We start from the raw sequence: 24,325 nt of genomic DNA, 5'->3' as shown, positions 1-24,325 counted from the left end.
CAAAGCGGATGGCGGCTCTGGTTCAGGGCCGCCATTTGCGTTTCATGTCCACAATGCGTTGCAATTCAGGAAACAGCTCATGTCAATTACCCCGCTCATGCCCGTCTATCCGCGCAGCGGCGTGCGGCCCGTGCGCGGCGAACACTGCCATCTGATCGACGAGGACGGCACCCGCTATCTCGATTTCGCCAGCGGCATCGCGGTCAACCTGCTCGGCCATTCGCATGAGGGGCTGATCGGCGCGATCCAGCAACAGGCGGCGACGCTGATGCACGTCTCCAACCTCTACGGTAGCCCCCAGGGAGAGCGTCTGGCGCAGCGGCTGGTCGACACCACCTTCGGTGACACGGTGTTCTTCACCAATTCGGGCGCGGAAGCCTGCGAATGCGCGATCAAGACCGCGCGCGCCTATCACCAGAACGCAGGGGATGAAGGCGACGTCAGCCGGTTCGAGATCATCACCTTCCACAACGCCTTCCACGGCCGCACGATGGCGACCATCAGTGCGTCTAACCAGACCAAGATGCACCATGGCTTTTCGCCGCTGCTCGAAGGGTTCAAATATGCGCCCTTCGATGATCTGGAGGCGGCACGGGCGCTGATCGGGCCGCACACCGCGGGGATCATGGTCGAGCCGATCCAGGGCGAAGGCGGCATCCGTCCCGCCTCGCAAGAATTCATGCAGGGCCTGCGCGATCTGTGCGACGAGCACGGGCTGATGCTGATCCTCGACGAGGTGCAGTGCGGCGTCGCGCGCACCGGCAAGCTTTATGCCTATGAGCACTACGGGATCACGCCCGACATCATGGCGACCGCCAAGGGCATCGGCGGCGGGTTTCCCCTTGGTGCTTGCATCGCTACCGAGAAGGCTGCGCGCGGCATGACTTTCGGTACCCACGGATCGACCTACGGCGGCAATCCGCTGGCGATGGCGGCGGGGATGGCGGTGATGGACGCCGTGGCGAACGACGAATTCCTCGCCAGCGTCACCGAAAAGGGCGAGCGTCTGCGCGCCCGGCTCGAACAGTTCATCGGCAACTACCCTGAGTTGTTCGAGCTTGTCAGGGGCAAGGGCCTGATGCTCGGCCTCAAGATGAGGATGGAGAGCCGCCCCTTCTACGTCCACCTGCGCGACAATCACCAGCTGCTGACGGTGGCGGCAGGCGACAACACGATCCGCGTTATCCCGCCGCTGGTGATCGGCGATGCCGAGATCGACGAATTCATGGACAAGCTGTCGGCGGGCGCGGCGAGCTTCAAGGTGCCTGCGGCAGCATGAAGCACTTCCTTGACCTCGGCGACGCCGGTGGGAACGCCATTGCGGCGATGATCAACGATGCGATTGACCGCAAGGCGGCGCGTGCTGGCCTGCCCAGGGGCGCGCCCGATGTCGACGCACCGCTCGCGGGCCGGGTGCTGGCGCTGGTGTTCGAGAAGAATTCGACGCGCACCCGCGTCAGCTTCGACATCGCAATGCGGCAGCTCGGCGGCAGTGTGCTGATCCTCGATTCGGCCTCTAGCCAGTTGGGGCGGGGCGAGAGCATCGCTGACACCGCGCGGGTGCTCAGCCGGATGGTCGACGGCATCATGCTGCGCACCGACGATCACGCGAAGATCGAGGAGATGGCCGCGCACGCCAGCGTGCCGGTGATCAACGGCCTCACCGACATGTCGCACCCCTGCCAGATCGTTGCCGATCTGCTGACCGTAATCGAACACGGCAAGGCGCTGCCCGGTCTGGAAGTCGCGTGGTTCGGGGACGGCAACAACGTGCTGCACTCGATCCTCGAGGCGGCCGGGCTGATGAAGTTCAACGTCCGCGTGGCGGTGCCGGAGGGGTATGAGCCCGATCCGGCCTTCGTCGAATTGGCGCGGGCGGGCGGGGCGCAGGTCACCCTGACCCGCGACGCGCAGGCCGCCGCGCGCGGTGCGGATGTGATCGTCACCGATACCTGGATCTCGATGGGACAGGCCCATGCCGAGGCGAAGCTGGCGGCTATGGCCCCCTATCAGGTCAATCCTGCGCTGATGGCTGAGGCCAAGCCCGATGCGGTGTTCCTCCACTGCCTCCCCGCCCATGTCGGCGAGGAAGTCAGCGAGGACGTGTTCGAAGGCCCGCAATCGGTCGTGTTCGACGAAGCCGAAAACCGCATCCACGCGCAGAAATCGGTGCTGCTGTGGAGCTTCGGGCTGCTCGGCAGCTGAGCTTGCGGGCGAGAGGGTCTTCCGCCTGACACGTTCCGCCCCCATATGACGGCCTATGTCTGACAAGATCGGGACCTTTGCCGACACCCTGATGGGATTCACTCTCCCCGCGCGCAACGCGCGCGGCCGGGTCGTGCGGCTTGAAAATGTGCTGGAACAGGTGCTGTCCGCTCACGATTACCCCGCGCCGATCACGCACCTTCTGGGCGAGGCGCTGGTGCTGGGCGCGCTGATGGGCGGGCTGCTAAAGGGCGAGCATGCGCAGATGACCATGCAAGCGCAGACGCAGGGCGGGATCGTCAAGCTGCTGGTGTGCGATTATCGCGCGGGCGCGGTGCGGGGCTATGCCGATTTCGACGGCGAGCGGCTGGCGACGCTGGGCGCGAACCCGGGGCTCGCCGCGTTGTTCGGCGAAGGCTATCTCGCGATCACCTTCGAGACCGAGGGCCGTCAGCGCTATCAGGGCATTGTCCCGCTCGAGGGCGATAGCCTTGCCGAGGCCTGCGAGAGCTATTTCAGCCAGTCAGAACAGATCCCGACGCTGATCCGTGTCGCCAGCCGGGCCGGAGTGGGCGGGCGCATGGCGGCGGGCTTGCTGGTGCAGCATCTGCCCGATGGCGAGGAGGGGCGCGAGCGGCTGCACGTGCGGATGGATCATCCCGATTGGGAGCATGTTGCGATCATGGCGGGCACCGTCGGGCATGACGAATTGCTCGACCCTGCGCTTTCGCTCGAGGCGATTGCCTGGCGCCTTTTCCATGAGCAAGAGGAAGTCCGTGTCCAGCCGGGCGCCAGCCTGTCCCGCGGGTGCCGCTGCACGGCCGCTCACTATGAAAGTATCGTCGCCCGTTTTCCGGTTGGAGAACAGACGGAGATGCGCGGGCCGGACGGAGTGATCTCGGTCGATTGCGCCTTCTGTTCGAAGACCTTTGCCCTCGCGATCTGACCTTTGGTCGAAAAATGGCCCAGATTCCGAGGCAAGGGCCAAAATGTGCAATGCACAAAGTCCAAAAGCAGGCATGAAGAACAGCATGAAGCTCTTGTCAGACAGCGTTTCGCGTCTTCTCGTAGGCGTTGGCCTCGCCGCCGCGGCTGCGGTGTGGCTCACCGCACCCGGGCTCGCTCAGGATAACGGTCTGAAGATGCTCGGCACTTTGGCCAAGGGCGAGTGGACTATCAAACAGCGCGGCAGCACGCCTGATCGCAAGATTTGCGTAAAATCCGGCGCTGAACTCATTCAGCTGATGCACCGTGAAAGCGGGTGTAACCAGTTCGTGGTGGAGGATGGCGCAGCCCGAGTGACGGTGCAGTATACCTGCCCGGGCAATGGTTATGGCCGCACCAGTATCCGCCGCGAAACCGCGGCGCTCGTACAGCTTGAAAGCCAGGGCATTCACGATGGAATGCCGTTCCAGCTTCTTGCCGAGGCGCGTCGCACCGGGCCGTGCTGACCGGCGTGATTGCGTTTGGCCGCGTGCGTGTTAGGGGCGCGGCATGAGCGGTTCTGAACACCCTGATCATTCACAGCTGGCTGTCGTCCTTCTGTCTGGCGGCCTCGATTCGATGGTCACTGCCGCTTTGGCGCAGGAGGCCGGGTTTTCCGTTCATGCACTGACGGTGGACTATGGCCAGCGCCACAGGCTGGAGCTGGAATCGGCTGAACGGATTGCGGCGAAGCTTGGCCTTGTGCGCCACACACAGATCGCGCTGGATCTGCGGGCGTTTGGCGGGTCGGCGCTGACGGATGCGATCGATGTCCCGAAGACTGGGGTCGGGGATGATATTCCAGTGACCTATGTACCGGCGCGTAATCTCGTTTTCCTCGCGCTTACCACGGCCTGTGCCGAGGCGGCTGGTGCGCGCGACGTGTTCATCGGGGTCAATGCGCTCGACTATTCGGGCTATCCAGATTGCCGCCCGGAATTCATCGCCAGTTTTGCCGAGACTGCTCGCCTCGGTACCAAGGCCGGGGTGGAAGGCGCGCCCTTTACGATCCATGCGCCGCTTCAGCACATGACCAAGGCGGATATCGCTCGGGAATGTGCGCGGCTGGGACTTGAACCGGCGTGGAGCTGGTCGTGCTACGATCCCACCCCTCAAGGCCTTGCCTGCGGTCTGTGCGATTCCTGTCGATTGCGCAAAAAGGGTTTTGCCGAGGCCGGTATTGTCGATAGCACAGAGTACAAGGCTTGACCGGCTGCAAGCCGGTCGAAATCCCAGCTAGTCGTGACAGGGGATCATCATTGAGCGACAATACCACTACGGTCGATGGCCGAGGCGAAGAGTCTGCGTCGGCCTATAGCTGGTATGTGCTTGGCGTGCTGGTTGTGGTCTATATCCTCAACTTTATTGACCGGCAGATTCTCTCGATCCTCGCGGTTGACATAAAGCGGGATCTCGGCCTGACTGACGGACAGCTGGGCTTTCTGGGGGGTGCTGCCTTTGCAGTCTTCTATGCCCTGTTCGGCGTGCCGCTTGGGCGGCTGGCTGATCGTTGGAACCGGGTGCGACTACTGACCATCGGCCTTGTGCTGTGGTCAACTATGACAGCTCTTTCCGGCCTTGCGCGCAACTTCCTTACCCTCTCCCTTGCTCGGATGGGCGTCGGTGTTGGGGAGGCCACAGCGAGTCCGACTGCCTACTCGCTGATCTCCGACTATTTTCCCTCTCGGCAGCGTGCTACAGCACTCGCGATCTATTCCTCTGGCCTCTACATTGGTGGCGGCGTCTCACTGCTAATCGGTGCCCAGATTTCGAAGGTTTGGGATGCCGCCTATCCCGATGGAGGTGTGGGCGGACTCGTTGGCTGGCAAGCAGCCTTCATGGCGGTCGGCCTTCCCGGCGTCCTGCTTGCTGTTTGGGTTGCGTCGCTGCGCGAACCTGCGCGGCCACCTCAAGACCAGGCGACCGCCCGACACCCCTTGTTCGATTTCCTGATTGATCTGTCGATGTTGTTGCCACCGCTTACCTTCATTCATGCCATGCAGCGCGGTCCAATGGCTCTGCTGGTCAATGTCGGTGTGGCGGTAGCCATGACGGCCTTTGCGCTGCTCATGATCGAATTGACCGGGAACTTGCCGCAATGGTCGTCCGTGGCATTCGGTTATTATGCGGTCTTCTCGTGGGCGGCGACATTGCGGCGGCATGACCCGGCGACGTTCAGCCTGATATGGGGCACGCCGGCCTTTATCTGCACTGCGCTGGGTTATGGGCTGGTATCGCTTGGCGCCTATGCTCTGGCCTTCTGGTCGGCACCTTACGCAGAGACAGTTCTCGGATTGCCCAAGGCACAACTTGCCTTCGTGCTCGGAGGTAGCGGGGCGTTATCAGGCTTCCTTGGCGTCATCCTCGGGGGACGGATGTCGGATTGGCTACGAGCGCGCAATCCTTCGGGGCGCATCCTTGTGATCATGTTTGGAATCATCGCTCCGGTGATCCCGATCTGGATCGGCTTCACGACCGAGAATGCGGTACTATTTTATGTGATGAATTTCCTTGCAGGAATGTTTGCCGCGACGGCGCTGGGGGCAGCAGCGGCAACGACGCAGGATCTGGTGCTGCCGAGAATGCGCGGCACGGCGACCGCTTCTTTCTTCCTTGCAACGACGCTGGTCGGGTTGGCGCTGGGGCCGTACATGGTCGGCCAGATTTCCGAGTTGAGCGGAAGCTTGCGAACCGGAGTTCTTTCGCTGATCGGGGTGGCACCGATTTCGCTTGCACTGCTTATCTACGCCTATCGCGCCTTACCTTCAGCCGAAGCAACCATTGTCGAGAGGGCGCGGGCCGCAATTGGAGAATAAGGACGGCGTAAATCTGGTGCCGATCTTTTGATTTCCTCAGCCTACCCTAAGAGCGACGTCGTCTTGTGACAGTGCCGCTTTGCGGTAGCCGTCATGTCGGTCGCCGCACCAGCGCCGCTTCAATTCGCTGCACTTTTGGCGAATAGGGGCTGGACTGCTTGCGTTCCGTGATGGCGCTTGCGCGTGTGTCGGAAACTTATCAGCCAACGAAAAAGGGGCCGGATTTCTCCGGCCCCTTTTGGTGTTCCAGCGGAACAGAGACTTACATGCCCGAGCCCGGGCCGTAGGTCACTTCCACGCGGCGGTTCTGAGCTTCGCGCACACCATCTGCGGTCGGAACGCGCGGCTGCGATTCGCCGAAAGCTTCGCCGGTAATACGGCCAGCGGGGATGCCACGGCCAGTGAGGTAGCTGCGAACCGACGCGTTGCGACGTTCGGCCAGACCGACGTTGTACTTAACGCTGCCCGCGCGGTCAGTGTGACCGGCCAGCATCACGCTCGCAGTGCCGCAATTCGCATAGGCGGTGACGGCGCTGTTGAGGATGTTGGCAGCCTCAGCCGTGATGTCCGACTTATCAAAGTCGAAGAACACGATGTACGGACCCGTGTTGCACGGAGCCTTGGGCGGCGGGGGCGGCGGGGGCGGAGGCGGCGGCGGGGGCGGCGGGGGCGGCGGCGGAGGCGCAGCAACCGGCGCAGCAACAGGCTCTTCACCACCGAAGTTGTAGGTGATCGAGCCAAGCAGCGAATGCGTCACCAGCTTGGTGTCGAGCGAGCGACCGAGCGGATCAACCAGATTGATGTCCGGTGCATTGAAGTAGCGATACTTCAGGCCGACATCCCACGAATCGCTCAGCGGCGCACGGATACCGGCAAGAATCTGCCATGCGAAGCCCGTGTCGGAATCGTTCCAGACGCCCGGACCGTTTGCGTTCACGCGACCATCCAGATCGACACGGGCCACGCCAACACCACCGCCAACGAAGGCCTGCAGGCCGTCATCGTCGCCGAAATCGGCCAGACCGTTGAGCATAAAGCTGAGCGCGTTGACTTCACCGAGCGCGTCGCGGTTGCCGGAGAAGGTGTTGAAACCGCCACCCGGCAGCGGATTAAGGGCCAGACCCTGCGTTCCGCCACGGACCTGATCAAGATCAGCAGCACGATAGCTGGCTTCAGCTTCGAGGCGGAAGCCACCGAAATCGTAGCCGACTGCGGCCCCGAAATCATAATCGGTGTCGTAATCGGCGGAAGCGTTGCCTTCGACGCCGTTCACGTCGAAGCTTTGATCTTGGACGATCATGACACCGCCATCGCCCTGAATGTACCACTGGCCATCACGGGCCAGAGCAGGCGTGGTCAGCGCGGTCGAAGCCATCGCCATCCCAATGACGAGTTTGCGCATTACAGAATTCCCCTTTGTTTTAGACTTGAGGCACTGGTTGTCTCTATCTTTTCCCCATGCATGAGGCAAGCCGTCAATACCGCGATAATGTTGCAAGAATGTCGCTATGAGGGCGTCAAACAAAAAATTTTGAACCGGAGATACGCGCGAAACCGCCATTTCTCCGACCTATGGCACTGGTGCGCCAAGGACACCAACTGTCTGCAATGACTGTATCAGCCCCATAATGGCGGCCCGCGCTTCGACATCAATTGTGGAGCCGCCCGAGGGCAAAGGCGGAGCGTCGGCTCGCTCCCAGCCATTCCTGAAGACAAGTATTTGTCCGGCGGCATCGTCAAAAATGGACATGCCTTCGCGTGGTACAATGTAATGCCAGTCATCGCCGGTTCTGACCGCGATCTGATCGATCCGCCCATCCCACGCCAGTTCCGCACCTGCGATGATGCGAAAGCACTCGCCATCGCTGGCCGATGCGGGTGGGACGGCCAAAGAGGCATTGACCACCCTCGCTCGAGTAGCATCGAGAATTGCAAGGGCATGATTGACGAAGAATTCCTTTTGGGCCTGACCCGGGATCAGCAGCGGCAGGCCGAGATAAGGAGTGATAGTCGGAAAACTTACGGGGTCGGACATGAAAGAGCCTCCGGTTTGGTCAGGTGAGCGCAGCGAGCAGCAAAGGTGACGAGCTGTCGTATGTGCCGATCTGCTGCACCCACAGTTTCCCGGCACCATGGGAGGTAATGAGTGCGTTCAGTTCGGCACCCGTTAATTGCAGCCATGGCTTGTCGCGTTGCCAGGTCGCACGGGGTGATTCGACGGGGCCGTAGCCGACCAGATAAAGTTCCCGTTCCTCCACCAGCGGCACTTCCTGCTCGTTGTCCCAGCGCCACTGCCCGCGGGCTCGGCGGGTCCAGCGGAAAACACGCGACCCATCGCTTGTGGTCGTCGTCCTGGGGTGGACGGGGCAGAGTGGTCGGCGCGACAATCCGGGGTTGGCGAGCGGGGCAATGACTGCCTCTGGATCGCCGATCCCTATCGCTGCGACACGCGAGGCAGCAACCGGCGGTACCATCAGCGGATCAAGCGGACTGAGGCTGTCATCGATGAAAAGTACCGGCGTCTGACCTGAATGCCCTCGCAATGCCGCGGGTTCTGTCCCTGCACGTCCGCGTAGCAGCCCGCTGAGACGCCAGCGGCCAGCGCCTAGCGGCTCGGCCTGCAGGAACTGCACAACTTCATCGCCGATCAGCGCCCGGTTCGCGCCAGCTGCAAGCCCGCTTATGTCAGTGTCGCCAAGCGCAAGGTCATCTGCGACAAGGGCAATGACAACGCTCGCTCTGCGCTCGAGCACCAGCCCCCGGGAGGAAGGGAGGGGCTCTTCCAGAATTCCCATGATGGCACGTTGCGAACCGGTCGATCCCAACTCCGCAAGGCTTGTGCCCTGTACTGCGAACAACGCTGCTCCGCGCCAGGCACCGTTTGCGGCTGAAGCTGCCGCGAAAATCTGCGACTGATCTGGCCCTGCTTTCGCATCCGAAGGCAGCTCTACCACCAGCAACCGGGTCTCCGGGATTGGCAGGTCGGACGGTTGCAGGCTCTCGCCCGGATCGCTTGTTGGCGCTTGGCTGAGATCTGGCGAAAGACGTTCCAGCTCAAGCTCGACTCCGCGATCGAGCCACTCCCAACTGCGCATCAGCCACTTTCCGGGCATCTCCGGGAGTCGAACGATGGTTCCTGGAACGATGCGTGGATCGAGTTCGCCGATGCGCCATCTTACGGTTTCGTGCTGCCAACGCGCCCGATTGGCGGCTTCGTTGGCCAGTTGTCGCGCGCCGCCTGCGGTCATAGTGGCAGGCAGGTCGATCATCAGTTCACGGCCTGCCTGCTTCGCGCCAAGGGCGCGCTGGACCCCGGTCTGATAGTCGCGCTCTTCGTCATAATACCGCAAGGCTGCAGGCTGCAGCGCTGGCGCGCCGGATCTTTGCTTGCTCCCCGGATCCGCTTGAACCGGCCCATCGCCAGCAAGCTGTTGGGGCAGCGTCAGAATGTCCTGACCAGAGCTGCCTTGCTGCGCGATCGTAAGCCCGTCCGAACCTGACATGCAGACCAGCGGGATGACCTGATCAATAGCAGCGAGCGTCGAGGCAAGCGCGCCGCCCTCGTCAGCGAAACCGCGGGCGTGAGCCAGTTCCTGAACGGGTTCGGCAGGCCGTGTACCGGGAACCAGCTGGGCCAGCGATACGCTGTCATCCCCACCTTCGGCAAAAATCTCGAAGCTCAGCGCGGGGATGCGGTTGCCGTAGTCTCCGAGATCGAGATCCTCGAACACGACATAGGCACAGTCACGGAAGGCGGGTGCCTGATTGCCCTTGGCGGCGGCAATCAGGGGATCCAGCGGATCATCGCCGAAGCCCTGATAGAACCGCAGACTCCCGCCGGTCTTGAGGTCACCTAGGGCGCCGCGAAGCAGGTTGCCGTCAGCCCACACCTTGCCCAGCCGCGCAATCGGCGTGCTCGACAGCGCCACGGCAAAAGAAGCAGTGTAGGAATAGACTACAGTGGAGGGCTGTCCCTTGCGCCCCTTCTGCTTGCGCTTGCTTTCGATGAGATCGGTTGACCAGATCACCGATCCCGGCACACGCATCCGGCCGAATTGACGGGGGATGGGTTGGCCATAGCTTGAGCTGCTGATTGTCAGTTCGCGCAGACGTGGCCCCTGCCGGGCGCCGCCGCTGAAAATCCGCATGTCGATCTGTTGGCCTATCAGTGCTCCGATCGAGCCGCCGACCGGCCCGCCGATCGCGCTACCAACTGCGGTAAGAACCAATGTGGCCATGAGATCAGCCTTTCATTTGTGGCGCGAGACGCCACTTGGCGCGGATCTGCCAGGTGCGGTCGATTTGTTGACGGACCACCCGCCTGAGCCCAGCATGGGCATGAATGATACTCTGAGCGTCTGCGGCGATCACGACATGGTGCTGGCAGTGCGCCAGCGTGATCAACAGCACATCCCCGCTGCGCACAGGCCCGAGCGAAGGCACGAGGCCTGAGCGGGTGGCCAAGGGCAGCCAGTGGTCGATGGCAAGGTTTCGCAACGCATAGCCGCTGGGCGGCACCGGCTGCCCACCGCTCGCAGCCATGGCGGCGGACACAAGCCCGATGCAGTCTAGGCCGGTCGCAGGATCACGTCCGTGCAGCCGGAAGGGGCAGCCCACCAGTTCAACGGCGGCCAATGCCAGCGCCTCACCACGGTCGGTCATGGCTGACCTTGCCGGGCGAGGAGATCATTGCCCGGCAGAAACGGCTCGCCCCGGAAGTTGATGGCATTGGCAAAACGCCCCGCGCAGGTCGCCAGAGTGTGATCGCAGCCCTCGCGCAGTTCGGCGCGCGCTCCGATCGCCGTTCCTTCAACAAGCGGGCGGTCGAGCGTCAGCCATTCTTCCTCGGCAGCGACAATTCTGAAGGCAACGCCTGTCTGTGGCCCGGAGAGGAACCGCAGTCGCCCGTCGATATAATCTGCTCCAGCAATGCCAATGAACCGCACCCGGTTGTTTTCAAGATGTATTTCCGCCACGGCCCGCTTGGACGTCAGGTGTGACGCTGCCAGACCGCAGCCGCGACCGCAGAATTCTGCTCGGCAGGTCGGGCTGGTGCGCGGCACGAGATCCCGTTCCAGCAGGCTCTTGCTTGATCGCAATTCCGCAGCGAATTGCGTGCCGTCATCTTCGATCCGCCCGATCGTGCCGGTGTAGAGCGTGTGGTGATCCAATCGCACCCAGTCGACCGCCCCGATCTCGACTGCAGCTTCGTCAAACAGACCGGCGGCAAGATCGGCGGCGCCAATCGAATCGTGATTGAGCGCGCCCTGCACTTCAGCACTGTCATTGGAGAGCGCAGCCGTGAGCCGGATCGCAGCCGGAACCATGCCTGGGGCAGCAAGGTGCCGGATTCCGCCGAATGTCAGGTCGCGGTCATGGCTGGTAAACGCAAGCGCCACGCCGTCACGGCGATAGATGCGCCAAAAGGTCGCAACCGTGTCCAGCTCGCGGTCAAAGAACACCCGCATCACACGGCTTCCCTGATCTCGATCAGCGGCACCGATGGCGCCTCCCCAGCGGCGAAGTTGACGGCCGAGACATCAAGTCGGTCTTCGGCAAAGCGCACCGGTACATCGAAGCGAAAGCCAGCGCGGACTTCGGCGCCGGCAGGAGGTGCGGCCAGCAGGCGCAGCAGGCCCTTTTCCCCCAGCGTCCATGCGGTGCTGGCAACGCCGCCGATGCTGACCATCAAGGTTTCAGGGCGAGGGCGGGTGATTGGCCGAACCTGAGGTTCAGCGCCGCCATAGGACTTGATTAGCTGGAAGTCGGCGACCAACCCATCGCCTACACCGATCAGCTGATCGAGCATTGTCGGCGCGCTGGTCATCCCGTTGGAGCTGTTGTCAAACGGATCCATGATCCTGAAGCCTCGGGCTGGGCCGCGGCGGGCACGGAAAAAGGCGATCAGTTCCGACAGTTCCGGTTCCGACCGGATGCCTGGCCCGACATCGAAATGTAGCCGCGCGTCGGCCCACAGCGAATTGCGCCGCTCATGCCCTGAAGCAGTGACTGCGATCGAAGTCGAGAATTCAGGCGCAACCGAGGCGCTGCGCCCCAGCGCAAAGGGGTAGAGCACGTTGTCGAACGGGTTCATGGCTTGCTCCGAAGCGGGGGCGAGGCGAGTGAAACCATCGCGGTTGATCTGCGGCAGCGCCCAGACATAGCGACGCGGAATGCCGCGTGCGGCGGCCTCGTCGATCCCGGCATCGATCCGCGTCCAGAACTGTTCAGCATCAGCCGGATCAAGCACGAAGCCTGCAAGATAATCCTGATCGGCCAAAGCATAGCCGAGGCGTGCATCGACGAAGGCATAGGCGGACCGCCGCGCAGCATCGGCCCCTGCCGTGAGCCAGTCGTAATCTTCAAGCTGTAGGCGGTCGAAGGCCGGCGCAGCCCACCCGGTCGGCAGGTTGGCGCGGTAGAGTTCGGGCATGTCCGCCGCAAGGATGGTCGGGGTGAAGGCCAGCAGCAGCACTTCGGCCTCGGCCTGGGCGGCTGCTCTGACAGCAGCTGTCAGAGCAGCGGTCGATTGCGCCAGCAGATCTCCCGCCGCATCCAGCAGCGCAACCGCCGAGGCATCGAGCGGCGCAGCCATGTCGGTGATCACGGGCGGATTGCCGCCGAACGCGGCCCTTGCGGCATCGTCGTAAAGGCAGATTTCGCGCGATGGCGTGATCCACCACCAGGGCTCGCCGATCTGGAAGCGCACCGGCTGTCCCGCTGTTTCGAGCAGCACAACAAAGGCAGCTGCAACCTCGGCCAGCCATGCCATTGCAGGTTGCTGGGCAGGAGATAGCAGGCTCGATGGCGGTACCCACCCCGTCAGTGCGGGAGCACCGCTGGCGGTGCGCTGTTTCCAGCTTTCAGGGCAATAGGCGTCGAATACCTCGTAACTAAGTGAAACGATCACTTCGAGGTCTTCGGCCCGCGCCAGTTCGAAGAAGTTCGCGTGCCACCGCGATGCTGGGGTGCAGAGCTCTCCGCCAGGGGCCACCCAGAGGTTGCCGCCCGCCTCCCGCGCGAGCCGCATGAAGTGGCTCATCCCCACATAGTGGACGACATCCTCCCGGTAGCCGAGTCCGATGACGCCGCGTAGCAGCCGCGCTGGGGTCTGGTTGTAGGCATCGTCATAGGCTGTCGCCATCCGCTCGCCATGCGGAGGCAGCAGCACGTCGCCCAGTTCAAGCATCCCGTGCGCGCCATCGGTGCTGATTTCGGACATTACCACCGAGCCATTGAAGCGGCTGGCGAGGGGGGCAGTACTGCTTGCGACATAGCCCGGTGCCACCAGTGAAATGAACATCCGGTCGATGTCTTGCGCGTGGATCGGCTCGCCTGGCAGCCCAAAGCCGCTTTCCAGCGATGAGAACGGCAAGGTTATCCGGGCGTCAATCGGCGTGCCTTCGGCGTAATTCCACAGCCGGACATACCAGATGCGCGGCTGGCCCGCTGCATCGCGACCTTCGATTGTCAGCGTCGGTCCGTTGGGCTGATCGAGCGCAATGACCCCTTCCGACTGCCAGCGGAAGCTAAGCGTGGTGTGCGAGTAATCACGATCGGTTTCGTAGGCGAGCAGCGGGTGATCGAGTGTGTCGGCACTGTCCCAGATCAACCCCACCAGTTCGCCTGCGTGATGAAGTTCGACATCAATCCGCAGGGCATCCGGCCCCAGTGTCACGACCGAGGCCATGGCCGGCCGTGGGAAGTTGACGGTCCAGAAGCGCGGATCGAACCGCTGCATGAAGGTGCTTTCCTGCGCGCGCCGTTCGCGTGCCAGCCAGAATGCCATGGCGCAGCTCCTGCCTCAGACCTGCTGCAGCGAGCGCCGCACTGCGCTTGCAATCTGGCGGGATGAGCGCTGCATGGCGGTAGGCGCTGCCTGTCCGCGCGGTACCGCGATTGCAATCGCCACCCGCACATCGCGACCCGCCGCTCCAGCACCGGTTTCGACCCGCCCCGCAGAGGTGGGCACGAACACCTCCGGCCCGCGCTCACCAACCAAATAGGCGCGGCCTGGCGCCACCGGCCCGCCCGTCGCCCGTCCCGGAAGACCAAACAGAGCGCCGACAGCATTGCCGATCAGACTGCCCAGGCCCCCTCCGCCGCCCGCCCCGCCTGCACTGCCGCCAAGCAGGCTGGAGAGACCCGACTGAAGGGCATAGGAGGCGATCTCGTTGAGAGCATTGAAGGCCACTCGCTTGAGGTCGTCAAAGCCGAGGCTGCCGCGGCGCAGTGCTGCCAGCAGTCCGTTCTCGAGCACATTGCCTGCCCGGTTGAATCCATCGAGCAGCGATCCGTCGAGCGTGCGTCGCATGGTTTCCACGTCGCTGGCGAAGCCATCGGTGCGAGCGCGCACGTCGATCACGAGTTCTTCGAAACTGTCATTCATGTCCATCGCGCTCCATCATTCGGGCAATCTCTTCGCGGCTGGGCGGGGGGAAAGCGGCGAAGGGTTCGGGTTCGGTCAGGGCCATCGCCAGTTCGCCGGGCGTTGCGCTCCAGAAGTCGGCCGGTCGCCAGCCCAGCAGGCGGGCGGCAAGCCCTGCCCAACAGGCTGCGGCCTCGGCAAAGGTCGCTCTCATGCCTCGCCCTGAAGCACCTGTGCAAGCACGGCGCGGACCGGTTGGGTTGCCCCGACCATCCCCATCGCCAGCACAGCCTGCCCAACGGCAAGCCGGTCAGGACGGCCATCAAGCGGCAGGCAATGCCAAAGCAGCGCAGTCATTTCGGTCAGAGTCAGCGCGCCCCCGGCCGCGCGCTCGATCAGTGCGAACAGTGATCCCAATTCAGCTTCGGCCTGCACCAGATTTTCGAAGCTCGGGCGCAGGACGTAGTTTACTCCCGCAACCGTCAAAGCGCTTTCGCCGCGCAGGGGGTTGGCCGCAGCAATCATGCCGGCACCACCGGTCCGGAGCTTTCCAGCTGGAGCGTGTAGCTGCGCTCACCATTGAAATCCCCCGCATAATCGAGCCGTTGTACGAGGAAGCGTCCACGCAGCCTCTCGCCATCCTCGAAGGACAGTTCATAGTCGTCCAGCGTCCCGGCAAGCGCATGGGCGCGCACAGCGCTCTCCGCAGTGCTGCCAAGGAAGATCCCGGCGGCACCGACCGAGACCGAGCGCGTGCCAGCTCCGGATAGGAGATCCCGCCACCCTCCGGACTGCTTGTGCGTGACGACCACCGTGTCGCCATTGATCGACAACTGCGTGGTGCGCAGGCCTGCGATGGTCTGATAGGCTGGGGGCGATGCCCCGTCGGCGATCTTGAGCAAAAAGGCGGCGCCGGATTGTGCGGGCATGGGCTTACTCCTGAATAGGGGCGAAGAGACGGAAGCGGAATTCGATCAGCGCAGCGCGCAGATTGTTTGCCCGGGCTTCGCTGCGGGCGCGCAGGAAGCGGATCGAGGCGACTTCGAAGCCGGGATGGAATGGCGGCAGATTGAGCACGCGGCGCTCGATCGCGCCGAGTAAGGGGGCGTCGCCGCTGGCCAAGTCGGTGCGGGTTTCGAGTTCGAGCGCGATGCGAATCTCGCGGCCGGGGTGGTCCTTGGTGCCCCAGTCTACGGAGGCACTGGCCGCAATCCCGAGCCACGGTGGGCTGGCGCGGACCGGAGCCTCTTCCTCGATGGCGTTGATGCCAGTCAGCGCCGGATCGGCAGCCAGCCAGGCGACCAGTGCTGCACGCAGGTCATTTTCCATCGCGCTGGTCTCCAAACAGATCGGGCCAAAGTGCGGCGGCGGAATGCCAGTCCGTGCGGGTGCGGTGCTGCCTGCGGTGGAGAGCGTCGACCCGCTCGTTGACGAGCCTGGCGGCCCGGACACGCAGGCGCTGCACCAGGTGGCCGGTGTGCGACGAGGCGCGGATCATCCGAGCCTCGTGTCGCGCCAAGGACGCCACAGCGCGGTGACGCTGGCTGGCGGCACTGCGCTCGCCTTGCCCTCGCGGTCACGGTAGTGATGTGCGGCGAGGCGGATGATCCCTTGTCGCAAGGGGGGAGGGAGACCATTCCACTGCGCTGCGATCCCGACCACCAGTTCCAATGCCAGTCCGCGTCCTTCGAGCGGCTGAAGCAGCTGGACAGAGGCCTTTCCGCCAATCCGTACATCCAATGTGTCGGCAGGGATTGTAAGTGGCTGGCGGGTGCCATCGTTTCCGATGAGCGCTGCCCCGGTAAGGTCTTGCACAGGCCGGGAGACAAGCTCCTGCCAACCACTGACAAGCGGAATGATCTCCTCGACCGTCTGGCGCAACGGTGCCTGGCCGGTGAAGGCCTCGCAGATGGTCACGCTGGTTTCGAGCAGCCCAGTCAGGGCGGCATCGTCATTGGGGCGGCTGATCCCGAGCCAATGCTTGAGCTCGGCCAGCGCAGCGCCCTCAAGCACCGGGGGCTGCACGATTGTCCGCTGCATCGCGGTTTCTCCCTGATTGTGATCCACAAGAATGCGCCCGCATCGCGGCATTCAGGCGGGGGGAGCGCCTGAGGCGATGCGAGCGCGAGTACCCGGCGGGGGCAAGCGGGCACCCCCGCCGGATGGCTGATTCAGCCTCAGGCTTCGACCTTCAGCAACTTGATCGCGTTTGAATCCAGCACCTTCCCGCCGATCCGCTTGGTTGCGTAGAAGTGGACGAAGGGCTTGTTCGTGAAGGGGTCGCGCAGCACCCGCGTGGCGCTGTGTTCGGCGATCAGATAGCCATGGCGGAAATTGCCGAAGGCGATCGGGAAGGCCCCGCCCGCGACATCGGGCATGTCTTCGGCCTCGACCACCGGGTAGCCGAGCAGGCGGTCCGGCTGTCCCTCGACCATGCCCGGCTGCCACAGAAATGCTCCATCTGCAGTCTTGAGCTTGCGTACGCTCGCCAGCGTCGCCGAGTTCATCACGAACACTGCGCCCTGCCGATGGCCCGACTTGAGCGCGTGGATCAGGTCGATCAGCTTGGCATCAAGCGTGCTGCCCAGCCCGGTTGCGCTGCCCGATCCGACATATTGCAGGGTGCCAAAGGTGCGGACACCGTCTTCTGCAGTGGCGGTGGGGGCGGTGAGAAAGCCCTCCGGCTGGTTGTTGCCGGTGCCGGTGACGAACGCGGTGCCTTCCGCCCGGGCGAATTCGAGCGCGATTTCACTGGCGAGCCAGGTCTCGATGTCAAAGGCGGCATCATCGAGCATCGCCTGACTGGCTGCGGGATTGGCAAAAAGATCGCCCGAGGGGGGTGCGATCTCGGCGAACTGCGGCGTTCCGGTCAGCGGGCGCGGGGCTGTTTCGCTGACCCAGCCCGAAGCGATACCACCAGTGGCGACCAGCTTGCGATAACCCGAGGTGCCGGTCTGCACCACTTGTGCAATAGCCCGGATCGGGCTGATGTCGGCGAGTTGTGCGGCAATGGCCGCATCAATCTGACGCGGCACGGCAAAGCCGCCATCGCCAGGCGTTGCGCCGCTGATCGACTTCAGTTCGGTCTCGCGGCCACGGCGCAGGTAGCCATCGACGAAGCCCTTGACCTCGCCTCCATCGCTTGAAGTGGTGCCAGCGCCTCCGATGGACGGACGGCTTGCAGCACGGGCGACCTTGTCGAGCCGGGATTTCACGTCTTCGACATCCCCGCGCAGGGCTGCAATTTCGGCTTCCGCCTGATCCTGGCGGGCGACGATGTCGAAGCTCCCTTCCAGCGGATCGGTGGCGGAGGTCGTGGGAGTAGAGGTATTGTTCATGGGGCAGTGGCCTTTCGGTTGGGCAGAAAAAAGGCCGCCCCTGTGGCGGCCATGCGGGGGTTGAGCTTTTGCTCTGGCTATCGGCCGCAAAGCGACCGCAAGGCCGACCGGCCGCCCGCAGCGACCGGAGGGAGCGAGGAAAGCCAAAGCCGCGGATGCGGCTGCCGGCGTTTGAGGCTAGGTAACAAGATGCACCCGAGCCATCGGATGCAGCGGGTGCGTGACGAGGCTGACCTCGAACAGATCAATTTCGATCAATTCGCGGCCTTCCGGCGATTGGCGCGCCGCACGGGTACGGAAGCCGAAGCTGAGCCCGTTGACCTTACCTTGCCTGAGCAGATGTGCGGCGCGGCTGTGCTGCTGGTCGATGCGGGCGATCACCCTGAGGCCGCGAGCGTCTTCGGCGACGTGTTCGATGACCCCGATCGGCTGGTCGGGACGGTGCTGCCAGAACAGCGGGAGCGGCGTGGTGCGTGCAGCCAATGTCCGGGCAAAGGCGCCGTGCCTAATTGTGTCTCGTCCGGCATCGGTGATGTCGAACAGGGCGGCATAGCCGGCGAAGCGCAGCTGGGAGGGTGCTTTCGCGGAATGGTTCACAGCAGATCCCACACGCCGAGCCGCACCGCGATCCCGATCAGCAACAGCGCCAGCGCACCGCGGATGATCCATTCGACCAGAGCCTTCCATGCGCTGGTCTTGGCATCGCGCCAAGCCTGCAGCAGTTCGCGCAATTCCACCAGGTCGCCCTCTGCCCCGGCATCGCCGAGGCCGAGGCGCTCCAGCGTCCGGTCGGTGGCGAGCGCGCTCGCTTCTTCGACGATGGCGCGCAAGGTGACCAACTCGGCCCCTTCCTCGCGGGCTTGCGCCATCAGGCTTGCGAGTATGTCTTCGCGGCTCATTAAGCAGTCTCCTCGGGGCTCAGGCCCAGCATCAGGCGCTTTTCGGCGCGGCTCAGAAAATCGGCATCGGAAACCTGCGACCACAGTCGCTCGCGGTCTTCGGACAGGGCCGGCACGCGATCGAGATCGATCCGCAGTTCGGCTTCGGGAAACCAGGGGGCGAGCCCTTCGCGCAAGGCGGCGAACAGTTTCTCTGCCAGCGGCAGCAGGGTCAGGCGCCACAGCGCCCGGCTGGCCTCGCGGTAATTGGCATAGGTGTTATCGCCCGGCAGGCCGAGCAGCATCGGCGGCACTCCAAAGGCGATCGCGATGTCGCGCGCCGCCGCGCTCTTGAGCGTGGCAAAGTCCATGTCGGCCGGGCTCAGTGCCATGTTCTGCCACTTGAGCCCCCCGTCGAGCAGCATTGGGCGACCGGCATTTCCGGATCCGGAAAAGGCAGCGTCGAGCTCGCGTTTGAGCCGTTCGAATTGTTCGAGCGTCAACGCCCCGCCATCATCGGTTTCGTAGATCAGAGCACCAGAAGGCCGCGCGGCGTTCTCCAGAAGTGCGCGGTTCCAGTGGGTTGCGGCATTGTGGATGAGCACCGCCTGCCACGCTGCCTCCAGCCCGCCCGCACCGCGGTGATCGTCCAGCGGATGCATTGCCCGGATCGCGATCACGCCCGGCCAGCCATCCTCGTCCTCCACCGGCAGGCGGGCCGTATGGCTACCCACCGTGTAGTCATAAGCGCGAGGCCAGCCCTTGTCGTCGAGCACGACCTGGATGCGGTCGGGCCGCAAGGCGAACAACTCGACCGGTGTGCCTGACGCGTCCTTCAGGATCTGCACATAGGCATTGCCGTTCAGCAAAAGGTTGGCCGCCAGAGTCTCAATCAGCGACTGGCCCGCGCTGGTGGCGGCGACCAGCGCGGCAAGGCGTGGGTCAGGACAGGCCAGCGGCGCTTGTCCGATCCCCTCGGCCAACAGGCGGACAGAACGCTGGGCAATCGGATTGGCGAGAAAACCCTCACTCACCGCCCGCGCATAATCATAGCTGCGCGCTGCCGGGCCACCGTCGAAAGCGGGAAGCCAACCTTGCGTCATGCCGCAGGAAAGGGGCACGCGGGTGCGCTCCCCGCCCTTGAAGGCGGAGATCAGATTATCGAGCAAGGCCATCGAATTTCCTTTGGTTAGATCTGCCGCACGCTTGGAGTGGCGGTGCGCCGCCCAAGCAGCAGTTCGGTCAGCGCCCACACCAATGCGTCGGCTCGGTCGGGACTGCGCCCCGGCCCGGCATAGGTGCCGCCCACGAGCAGGCCGCACAATTGATCCTCCAGCCGCGCAAAGACGCCGAGGTGCCGCACCCGGCCAGCGGCATAAAGTGCGGCGACCGGTTCGGCGCGGGCGATCTTGCCGCGACTGGCATGAACCAGCTTCAGCGGCAGCGTCTGTTCGGCGGCGCGCAGTACGCTTTCGACCATTACGCCCCCCTGATTGGCTTCGGCCACGACCCGGTCGGCTTCCCATTCCTGCGCTGCGTTGGCGACATTTCGTGCCCAATCGGCGGGCGTCGCCCCGCTCACCGAACAGTCCGCCAATACCCGTGCAATCCCGTCGTGGCCGAGCGCGGCGACGATGATGCCGCATTCGTCACCACCGGTCCCGGCGGGCGGATCGACCGCAACCACGACCCTCGCATGCGCCGCCACCGGGCCGTGTTCACGGACCTGTTCCAGCAGCGAGCGGGTCCACAGCGCGCCTTCGATATCCTCCAGCAGCTCGCCACCGATTTCCTGTCGCGCCAGCTGGGTATCGCCGAACTCGCTGGCGATCGCTTCCATGAAGCGCTCGGCCAGGTGTTCAGTGTTGTCCAGGGTCGAGCCGCGGGTGATCACAACCTCGCCGCTTCCGGTCTGCGCCACCAGTCGCCGTACCAGCGGTACCGCGCGCGGGGTGGTGGTGACGGCGATGCGCGGGTCACTCCCCAACCTCAGGCCGAGCAGCAAATTGTCCCAGCAGCGCGTTGCCCGTTCATGCGCCAGCGGCCACTTGCCGATCTCGTCACACCAGGCGTGGCTGTGCTGCGGACCGCGCAGGGTCTCGGGTTCGGCAGCGGAGAACAACTGGGCCTGTGCGCCATTGGTGAAGCGGACGCGGTGCAGCGAAGGTTCGAAAGTTGGCTTGTGGCCGGGACGGCAGATCGCCAGCAACCCGCTCTCACCCTCGACCATCACCGCGCGCGCCTCTGCCAGCGAGGACGAGACCAGCGCGATGCGGGCATCCGGATTGGCATCGGCAATCATCCGCACCCATTCGGCCCCGGCACGGGTCTTCCCGAAGCCGCGTCCGGCCATGATCATCCAGATCCGCCAGTCGCCCGGCGGCGGGAGCTGTTCGGGGCGGGCCTGGTAGTCCCACAAGTAGTCGAACCCGTTGCGCTCGTCGCGATCCATGGCCTCGCTGAGTTTGTAGCGGAGCCTGTCGCCATCCTCGCTTTCATCGGCGATCATGTCGTCATAGGGGCCGCTCATGCGTTCTTGCCTTCGGCGGCGGCCTTCTGGCGGGCGATGCGGCGTCGGATATCCTCGATCTTGCGGTCGATCGAGGCGCGCACTTCGGCGGCGCTGACATCGCGCACCTGGTTCTGCTGTCCCCGACCTGCGGCGTCGCGGTGGGCGGCAAGCAAGCGGATCGCATTGGCGAAGTCGAACTTGTCGCCATTGACGGTCATCAGGTCGCCATCGCGAAGGCGGCGGATCACCTCCAGTTCGAGATTCAGATAGCCTTCGGCAATGGCGGCCTGCCAGGCGCGGGCGAAGTCAGGATCGGTCCGGCGTGTCTCCTGGGCTCTGGCAATTGTTACCCTCGCTGCGACTGCGGCGCGTTCGATGCTGGACGTGGCAGCCAGAGTCTCGACGAAGTGCTTGCGCCAGTGTCGTCCGGGCTTGGCATTACCGCTGCCGGCCTGGGCAGGCTCCGTGTCAGGCATGAACGCCACTCCCTCGTGCGAACGGAAACGGGCGGCTCTCCGCGAAGAGGGCCGCCCGCTGGCGAATCGCAATTTTCCGATGATGCCCTCTGATAACCAGAGAGCGTCACGATGTCAAGAAAAATAACCAAAATGGTTATCTGAGGGTGATCAGATGATCCCGATTGCCTTGCCAGCGCGTTCGAACATGCCGAGGATGGTCTGCACCTGTTCGGCGGTGTGTTCGGCGCAAAGCGAGCAGCGCAGCAGGGTCATCCCCGCCGGGGTTGCCGGTGGGCGCGCGAGGTTGACGTAGAGACCTTCCTTCAGCAGCGCCTCCCACATCATCGCGCCCTTTTCGAGATCGGGCATGATCACCGCGATGATCGCGCTCTGCGGGGTTTCGGTGCCGAGCTGGAAGCCGAGATCGCGCAGCCCCTTGTGGAGGGTGCGGCTGTTCTCCCACAGATGCGCGCGCTTGTTCCCGCCGTGCATCAGCTTGCGGATCGAAGTGGCGCTCGAAGCCATCACGCTGGGCGGCAGGGCGGCGGTGAAGACATAAGGGCGGCACACCAGCCGCAGTACTTCGAACTTGGGATGGTTGGAGACGCAGAAGCCACCGACCGTCCCGACGCTCTTGGAGAAGGTGCCGATGATGAAATCGACATCGTCGAGCACGCCCTGCTCTTCGGCCACGCCCCGGCCATGTTCGCCGATGAAGCCCATCGAATGGGCCTCGTCGACCAGCACCATGGCTCCGTAACGCTTCGAAATCTCGACCATTTCCTTCAATGGCGCGACATCGCCCATCATCGAATAGACGCCTTCGAGCACGACCAGTTTGCCCGCGCCCTCGGGGACGCGCTTGAGGCGCTTCTCCAGCGCTTCTATGTCATTGTGCTTGAACGGCACGACCTCGGCGTCGCCCATCTTGCATCCATCCCAGATCGAGGCGTGGCTGTCGATGTCGAGAATGATGTAATCGCCCTTGCCCGCCAGCGTCGAGATGATCCCGAGATTGGCCTGGTAGCCGGTCGAGAACACCATAGCGTGATCCATGGCGTAGAATTCGCGCAGGGCCGCCTCGACATCGCGGTGATCGCGGAAGGTGCCGTTGAGGACGCGGCTGCCGGTCGTACCCGCGCCGAAATCCTCCATCGCCTGCTTACCCGCGGCGATCACGTCATCGTCGAAGGTCATGCCCATGTAGTTGTAGGTGCCGAGCAGGATCGTGTCGCGCCCGTTGCAAATCGCCTGGGTGGGCGAGAGCACCTTTTCCATCACCAGGTTGAACGGATCCTCCACCCCGGCGGCCAGCAGTTGCTCGCGGGTCTGGATGATCGGATCGAACTTCGCCAGCAGATCGACCGGCTGCGTCATGGTGTCAGTCATGGCTGTTGCCATTATCAGCTATCCTGCAGCTTGTGGACGGCCGCGACGAGCTGCCCCCAGTTTTCGATCTCAGCCTGCTGGTTCATCGAGATGATGATGTCGAATTCGTCCTCGATCGCGGCGACGAAATCCATCACGGTCAGGCTGTCGAATTCCAGGTCGCCAGCAAAGGTGGTGGCGTCCTCGATCGCGATGCCTTTCTTGTTGAAGGGCTCAACCAGAGTGCGGATGGCAGTATCGACGTCGGCGGGGGTCATGGCAGAGTGCTTTCTTCGGATCGGTTGTCGCGTGGCCTGCGCCACGATATTACGAGTGCAAAGCGGCGGATGATGCAGCTTGTCAAGTTTTCGCCGCACAGGGGGGTGTGCGGCAAGCCTGTCCCGGGGGAATGATGGCTGACACTTCAACGCAAGCTGAACCGCGCGGTGCAGCGCCATCCTTGCCTTCGCCGTCGGGCTATTCGAACCACGCGATCCACCTGGTGCGGAACAGCCAGCAGATCAACGTGATGCTCAGCCAGATGGCAGACACCAAAGCCTCGATCCTGATGGCGGCGGCCTTTCTGGTGTTCACCCTCTCTGTCGGGCAGGCCACCAACGGGACGCTGCCGTGGTCGCTCGCTGTGCTGGCGGTGTTCGCGTTTGTTTCGGCGATTTTTCCGGTGTTTGCGGTACTTCCATCCGTCAGCGGGCCGGACACAGGGCAGCTGACCGGGGGCAAGCCCAACAAGCTTTTCTTCGGCTACTTCACTCACATGGACGAGGGTGAGTGGACGCAAAGCGTCCTCGAAGACCTGCGCGCCGACGAGACGGTGTTCCGCGCCATGCTGCACGATGTCTATCAGAATGGGCAGGTGCTCCAGCGCAAGAAGTACAAGTACCTCGCCTATGCCTACAAAAGCTTCATGGCGGGCCTGTGTCTGACAGCTGTGGCTTTCGCCGTCGAATATGCCGTGAAATTCACCTGAAGCGGATCACCGCCGGGTGTCACACCAGCGCCTTCACCGCCGCCATGAACGGGCCGATCGACACTGGCTTGGACAGATAGCCCTCGGCCCCGGCAGCGCGGATGCGTTCCTCATCGCCCTTCGCTGCGAAAGCCGTGACCGCCAGCACGGGGATCGCGGCCAGTCCCCGGTCGCGCTTGGCCGCCTCGATCAGATCGACGCCCGAGATCCCGCCAAGCTGGATATCCATGATGATGAGGTCAGGCGACGTCGCCCGCGCGGTCTGCAGCACCTTGTCGCCATCGGCCACAGGTTCGACCTCGAAGCCATTGGCGCGCAGCACGTCGCAGAACAATTTCCGGTTGAGGTCATTGTCCTCGACAACCATGATCCGCTTTGTCACACCGCGCCCCGTTAGTCGCCCGCGCTTT

29 protein-coding genes are annotated in these 24,325 nt (G+C 63.7%); 7 read left to right on the top strand and 22 right to left on the bottom strand.

What is annotated here, in order from left to right; genetic code table 11:
- Positions 1–79: 79 nt before the first annotated feature.
- The 6 genes from CHX26_RS01495 (at position 80) to CHX26_RS01470 (ending at position 6,005) form a co-directional block, all read left to right on the top strand.
- Entirely contained in the window at positions 80–1,279 is a 1,200-nt protein-coding gene (locus CHX26_RS01495) for an aspartate aminotransferase family protein (RefSeq protein ID WP_104940855.1), read from the top strand.
- On the top strand, positions 1,276–2,205 hold the full coding sequence (gene argF, locus CHX26_RS01490; RefSeq protein WP_104940854.1) for an ornithine carbamoyltransferase: 930 nt from the start codon (positions 1,276–1,278) through the stop codon (positions 2,203–2,205). The genes CHX26_RS01495 and argF overlap by 4 nt, the downstream gene beginning before the upstream one ends.
- A 55-nt stretch (positions 2,206–2,260) precedes the next feature.
- Positions 2,261–3,151, top strand: a complete 891-nt coding sequence (gene hslO / locus CHX26_RS01485; protein WP_104940853.1) for an Hsp33 family molecular chaperone HslO — start codon at positions 2,261–2,263, stop codon at positions 3,149–3,151.
- 85 nt (positions 3,152–3,236) lie between these two features.
- Positions 3,237–3,656, top strand: coding sequence for a hypothetical protein (locus tag CHX26_RS01480; protein WP_233997231.1), 420 nt, complete (start codon positions 3,237–3,239; stop codon positions 3,654–3,656).
- Between the two features lie 43 nt (positions 3,657–3,699).
- Positions 3,700–4,398: a 7-cyano-7-deazaguanine synthase QueC gene (queC, locus tag CHX26_RS01475; RefSeq protein WP_104940852.1), complete on the top strand. Its 699-nt coding sequence runs from the start codon at positions 3,700–3,702 to the stop codon at positions 4,396–4,398.
- A gap of 50 nt (positions 4,399–4,448) precedes the next feature.
- On the top strand, positions 4,449–6,005 hold the full coding sequence (locus tag CHX26_RS01470; RefSeq protein ID WP_104940851.1) for a spinster family MFS transporter: 1,557 nt from the start codon (positions 4,449–4,451) through the stop codon (positions 6,003–6,005).
- Positions 6,006–6,267: 262 nt separating this feature from the next.
- Here CHX26_RS01470 and CHX26_RS01465 read toward each other — a convergent pair whose 3' ends face one another.
- The 21 genes from CHX26_RS01465 to CHX26_RS01370 form a co-directional block, all read right to left on the bottom strand.
- On the bottom strand, positions 6,268–7,407 hold the full coding sequence (locus CHX26_RS01465) for an OmpA family protein (RefSeq protein ID WP_104940850.1): 1,140 nt from the start codon (positions 7,405–7,407) through the stop codon (positions 6,268–6,270).
- Between the two features lie 168 nt (positions 7,408–7,575).
- Positions 7,576–8,040 carry a DUF2793 domain-containing protein gene (locus CHX26_RS01460; protein ID WP_172449646.1) on the bottom strand — a complete coding sequence of 155 codons (465 nt, stop codon included), beginning with the start codon at positions 8,038–8,040 and terminating at the stop codon, positions 7,576–7,578.
- Between the two features lie 19 nt (positions 8,041–8,059).
- Positions 8,060–10,243: a phage tail protein gene (locus tag CHX26_RS01455; protein ID WP_104940848.1), complete on the bottom strand. Its 2,184-nt coding sequence runs from the start codon at positions 10,241–10,243 to the stop codon at positions 8,060–8,062.
- Positions 10,244–10,247: 4 nt separating this feature from the next.
- On the bottom strand, positions 10,248–10,667 hold the full coding sequence (locus CHX26_RS01450) for an NlpC/P60 family protein (RefSeq protein ID WP_104940847.1): 420 nt from the start codon (positions 10,665–10,667) through the stop codon (positions 10,248–10,250).
- The gene (locus tag CHX26_RS01445) at positions 10,664–11,473 is read right to left on the bottom strand and encodes a DUF2163 domain-containing protein (RefSeq protein WP_104940846.1); all 810 of its coding nucleotides are present in this window, start codon (positions 11,471–11,473) and stop codon (positions 10,664–10,666) included. Before CHX26_RS01445 ends, CHX26_RS01450 begins: the two co-directional genes overlap by 4 nt.
- Positions 11,473–13,794 (bottom strand): DUF2460 domain-containing protein, encoded by a 2,322-nt coding sequence (locus tag CHX26_RS01440; protein ID WP_104940845.1) that lies wholly within the window; start codon positions 13,792–13,794, stop codon positions 11,473–11,475. Before CHX26_RS01440 ends, CHX26_RS01445 begins: the two co-directional genes overlap by 1 nt.
- Before the next feature lie 15 nt (positions 13,795–13,809).
- Complete coding sequence (locus tag CHX26_RS01435; protein WP_104940844.1) at positions 13,810–14,394, bottom strand: tail tape measure protein; 585 nt, start codon at positions 14,392–14,394, stop codon at positions 13,810–13,812.
- Positions 14,387–14,587 (bottom strand): phage tail assembly chaperone, encoded by a 201-nt coding sequence (locus tag CHX26_RS01430; protein WP_104940843.1) that lies wholly within the window; start codon positions 14,585–14,587, stop codon positions 14,387–14,389. The genes CHX26_RS01435 and CHX26_RS01430 overlap by 8 nt, the downstream gene beginning before the upstream one ends.
- Complete coding sequence (locus tag CHX26_RS01425) at positions 14,584–14,898, bottom strand: GTA-gp10 family protein (protein ID WP_104940842.1); 315 nt, start codon at positions 14,896–14,898, stop codon at positions 14,584–14,586. Before CHX26_RS01425 ends, CHX26_RS01430 begins: the two co-directional genes overlap by 4 nt.
- Positions 14,895–15,302 (bottom strand): phage tail tube protein, encoded by a 408-nt coding sequence (locus CHX26_RS01420; RefSeq protein ID WP_104940841.1) that lies wholly within the window; start codon positions 15,300–15,302, stop codon positions 14,895–14,897. Before CHX26_RS01420 ends, CHX26_RS01425 begins: the two co-directional genes overlap by 4 nt.
- 4 nt (positions 15,303–15,306) lie before the next feature.
- On the bottom strand, positions 15,307–15,702 hold the full coding sequence (locus tag CHX26_RS01415; RefSeq protein ID WP_104940840.1) for a DUF3168 domain-containing protein: 396 nt from the start codon (positions 15,700–15,702) through the stop codon (positions 15,307–15,309).
- The gene (locus CHX26_RS15540) at positions 15,692–15,871 is read right to left on the bottom strand and encodes a hypothetical protein (protein ID WP_146107620.1); all 180 of its coding nucleotides are present in this window, start codon (positions 15,869–15,871) and stop codon (positions 15,692–15,694) included. Before CHX26_RS15540 ends, CHX26_RS01415 begins: the two co-directional genes overlap by 11 nt.
- On the bottom strand, positions 15,868–16,413 hold the full coding sequence (locus CHX26_RS01410) for a head-tail connector protein (RefSeq protein ID WP_172449645.1): 546 nt from the start codon (positions 16,411–16,413) through the stop codon (positions 15,868–15,870). The genes CHX26_RS15540 and CHX26_RS01410 overlap by 4 nt, the downstream gene beginning before the upstream one ends.
- A gap of 137 nt (positions 16,414–16,550) precedes the next feature.
- Entirely contained in the window at positions 16,551–17,711 is a 1,161-nt protein-coding gene (locus CHX26_RS01405) for a phage major capsid protein (protein WP_104940838.1), read from the bottom strand.
- 177 nt (positions 17,712–17,888) lie between these two features.
- Complete coding sequence (locus CHX26_RS01400) at positions 17,889–18,308, bottom strand: HK97 family phage prohead protease (protein WP_233997229.1); 420 nt, start codon at positions 18,306–18,308, stop codon at positions 17,889–17,891.
- Complete coding sequence (locus tag CHX26_RS01395) at positions 18,305–18,610, bottom strand: DUF6127 family protein (protein ID WP_104940837.1); 306 nt, start codon at positions 18,608–18,610, stop codon at positions 18,305–18,307. The genes CHX26_RS01400 and CHX26_RS01395 overlap by 4 nt, the downstream gene beginning before the upstream one ends.
- Positions 18,610–19,764, bottom strand: coding sequence for a phage portal protein (locus CHX26_RS01390; protein ID WP_104940836.1), 1,155 nt, complete (start codon positions 19,762–19,764; stop codon positions 18,610–18,612). The genes CHX26_RS01395 and CHX26_RS01390 overlap by 1 nt, the downstream gene beginning before the upstream one ends.
- Positions 19,765–19,778: 14 nt before the next feature.
- Positions 19,779–21,119 carry a DNA-packaging protein gene (locus CHX26_RS01385; protein WP_233997227.1) on the bottom strand — a complete coding sequence of 447 codons (1,341 nt, stop codon included), beginning with the start codon at positions 21,117–21,119 and terminating at the stop codon, positions 19,779–19,781.
- A complete protein-coding gene (locus CHX26_RS01380) occupies positions 21,116–21,577 on the bottom strand; it encodes a hypothetical protein (RefSeq protein WP_104943175.1) in 462 nt (153 codons plus the stop codon). Before CHX26_RS01380 ends, CHX26_RS01385 begins: the two co-directional genes overlap by 4 nt.
- Positions 21,578–21,727: 150 nt before the next feature.
- Positions 21,728–22,948 (bottom strand): serine palmitoyltransferase, encoded by a 1,221-nt coding sequence (gene spt, locus CHX26_RS01375; protein WP_104943173.1) that lies wholly within the window; start codon positions 22,946–22,948, stop codon positions 21,728–21,730.
- A 14-nt stretch (positions 22,949–22,962) separates the two neighbouring features.
- Positions 22,963–23,205: an acyl carrier protein gene (locus tag CHX26_RS01370; RefSeq protein WP_104940835.1), complete on the bottom strand. Its 243-nt coding sequence runs from the start codon at positions 23,203–23,205 to the stop codon at positions 22,963–22,965.
- Between the two features lie 134 nt (positions 23,206–23,339).
- On the opposite strand from CHX26_RS01370, the gene CHX26_RS01365 reads away from it, so the two are divergent.
- Positions 23,340–23,915: a Pycsar system effector family protein gene (locus CHX26_RS01365; protein ID WP_104943172.1), complete on the top strand. Its 576-nt coding sequence runs from the start codon at positions 23,340–23,342 to the stop codon at positions 23,913–23,915.
- Between the two features lie 19 nt (positions 23,916–23,934).
- On the opposite strand, the gene CHX26_RS01360 is transcribed toward CHX26_RS01365, so the two are convergent.
- A complete protein-coding gene (locus tag CHX26_RS01360) occupies positions 23,935–24,297 on the bottom strand; it encodes a response regulator (protein WP_104940834.1) in 363 nt (120 codons plus the stop codon).
- Positions 24,298–24,325: the final 28 nt, after the last annotated feature.

The sequence above is a fragment of the Porphyrobacter sp. HT-58-2 genome (genome assembly GCF_002952215.1).
Taxonomy (GTDB): Bacteria; Pseudomonadota; Alphaproteobacteria; order Sphingomonadales; family Sphingomonadaceae; genus Erythrobacter.
This window is presented reverse-complemented; position numbering and strand designations above follow the sequence as displayed.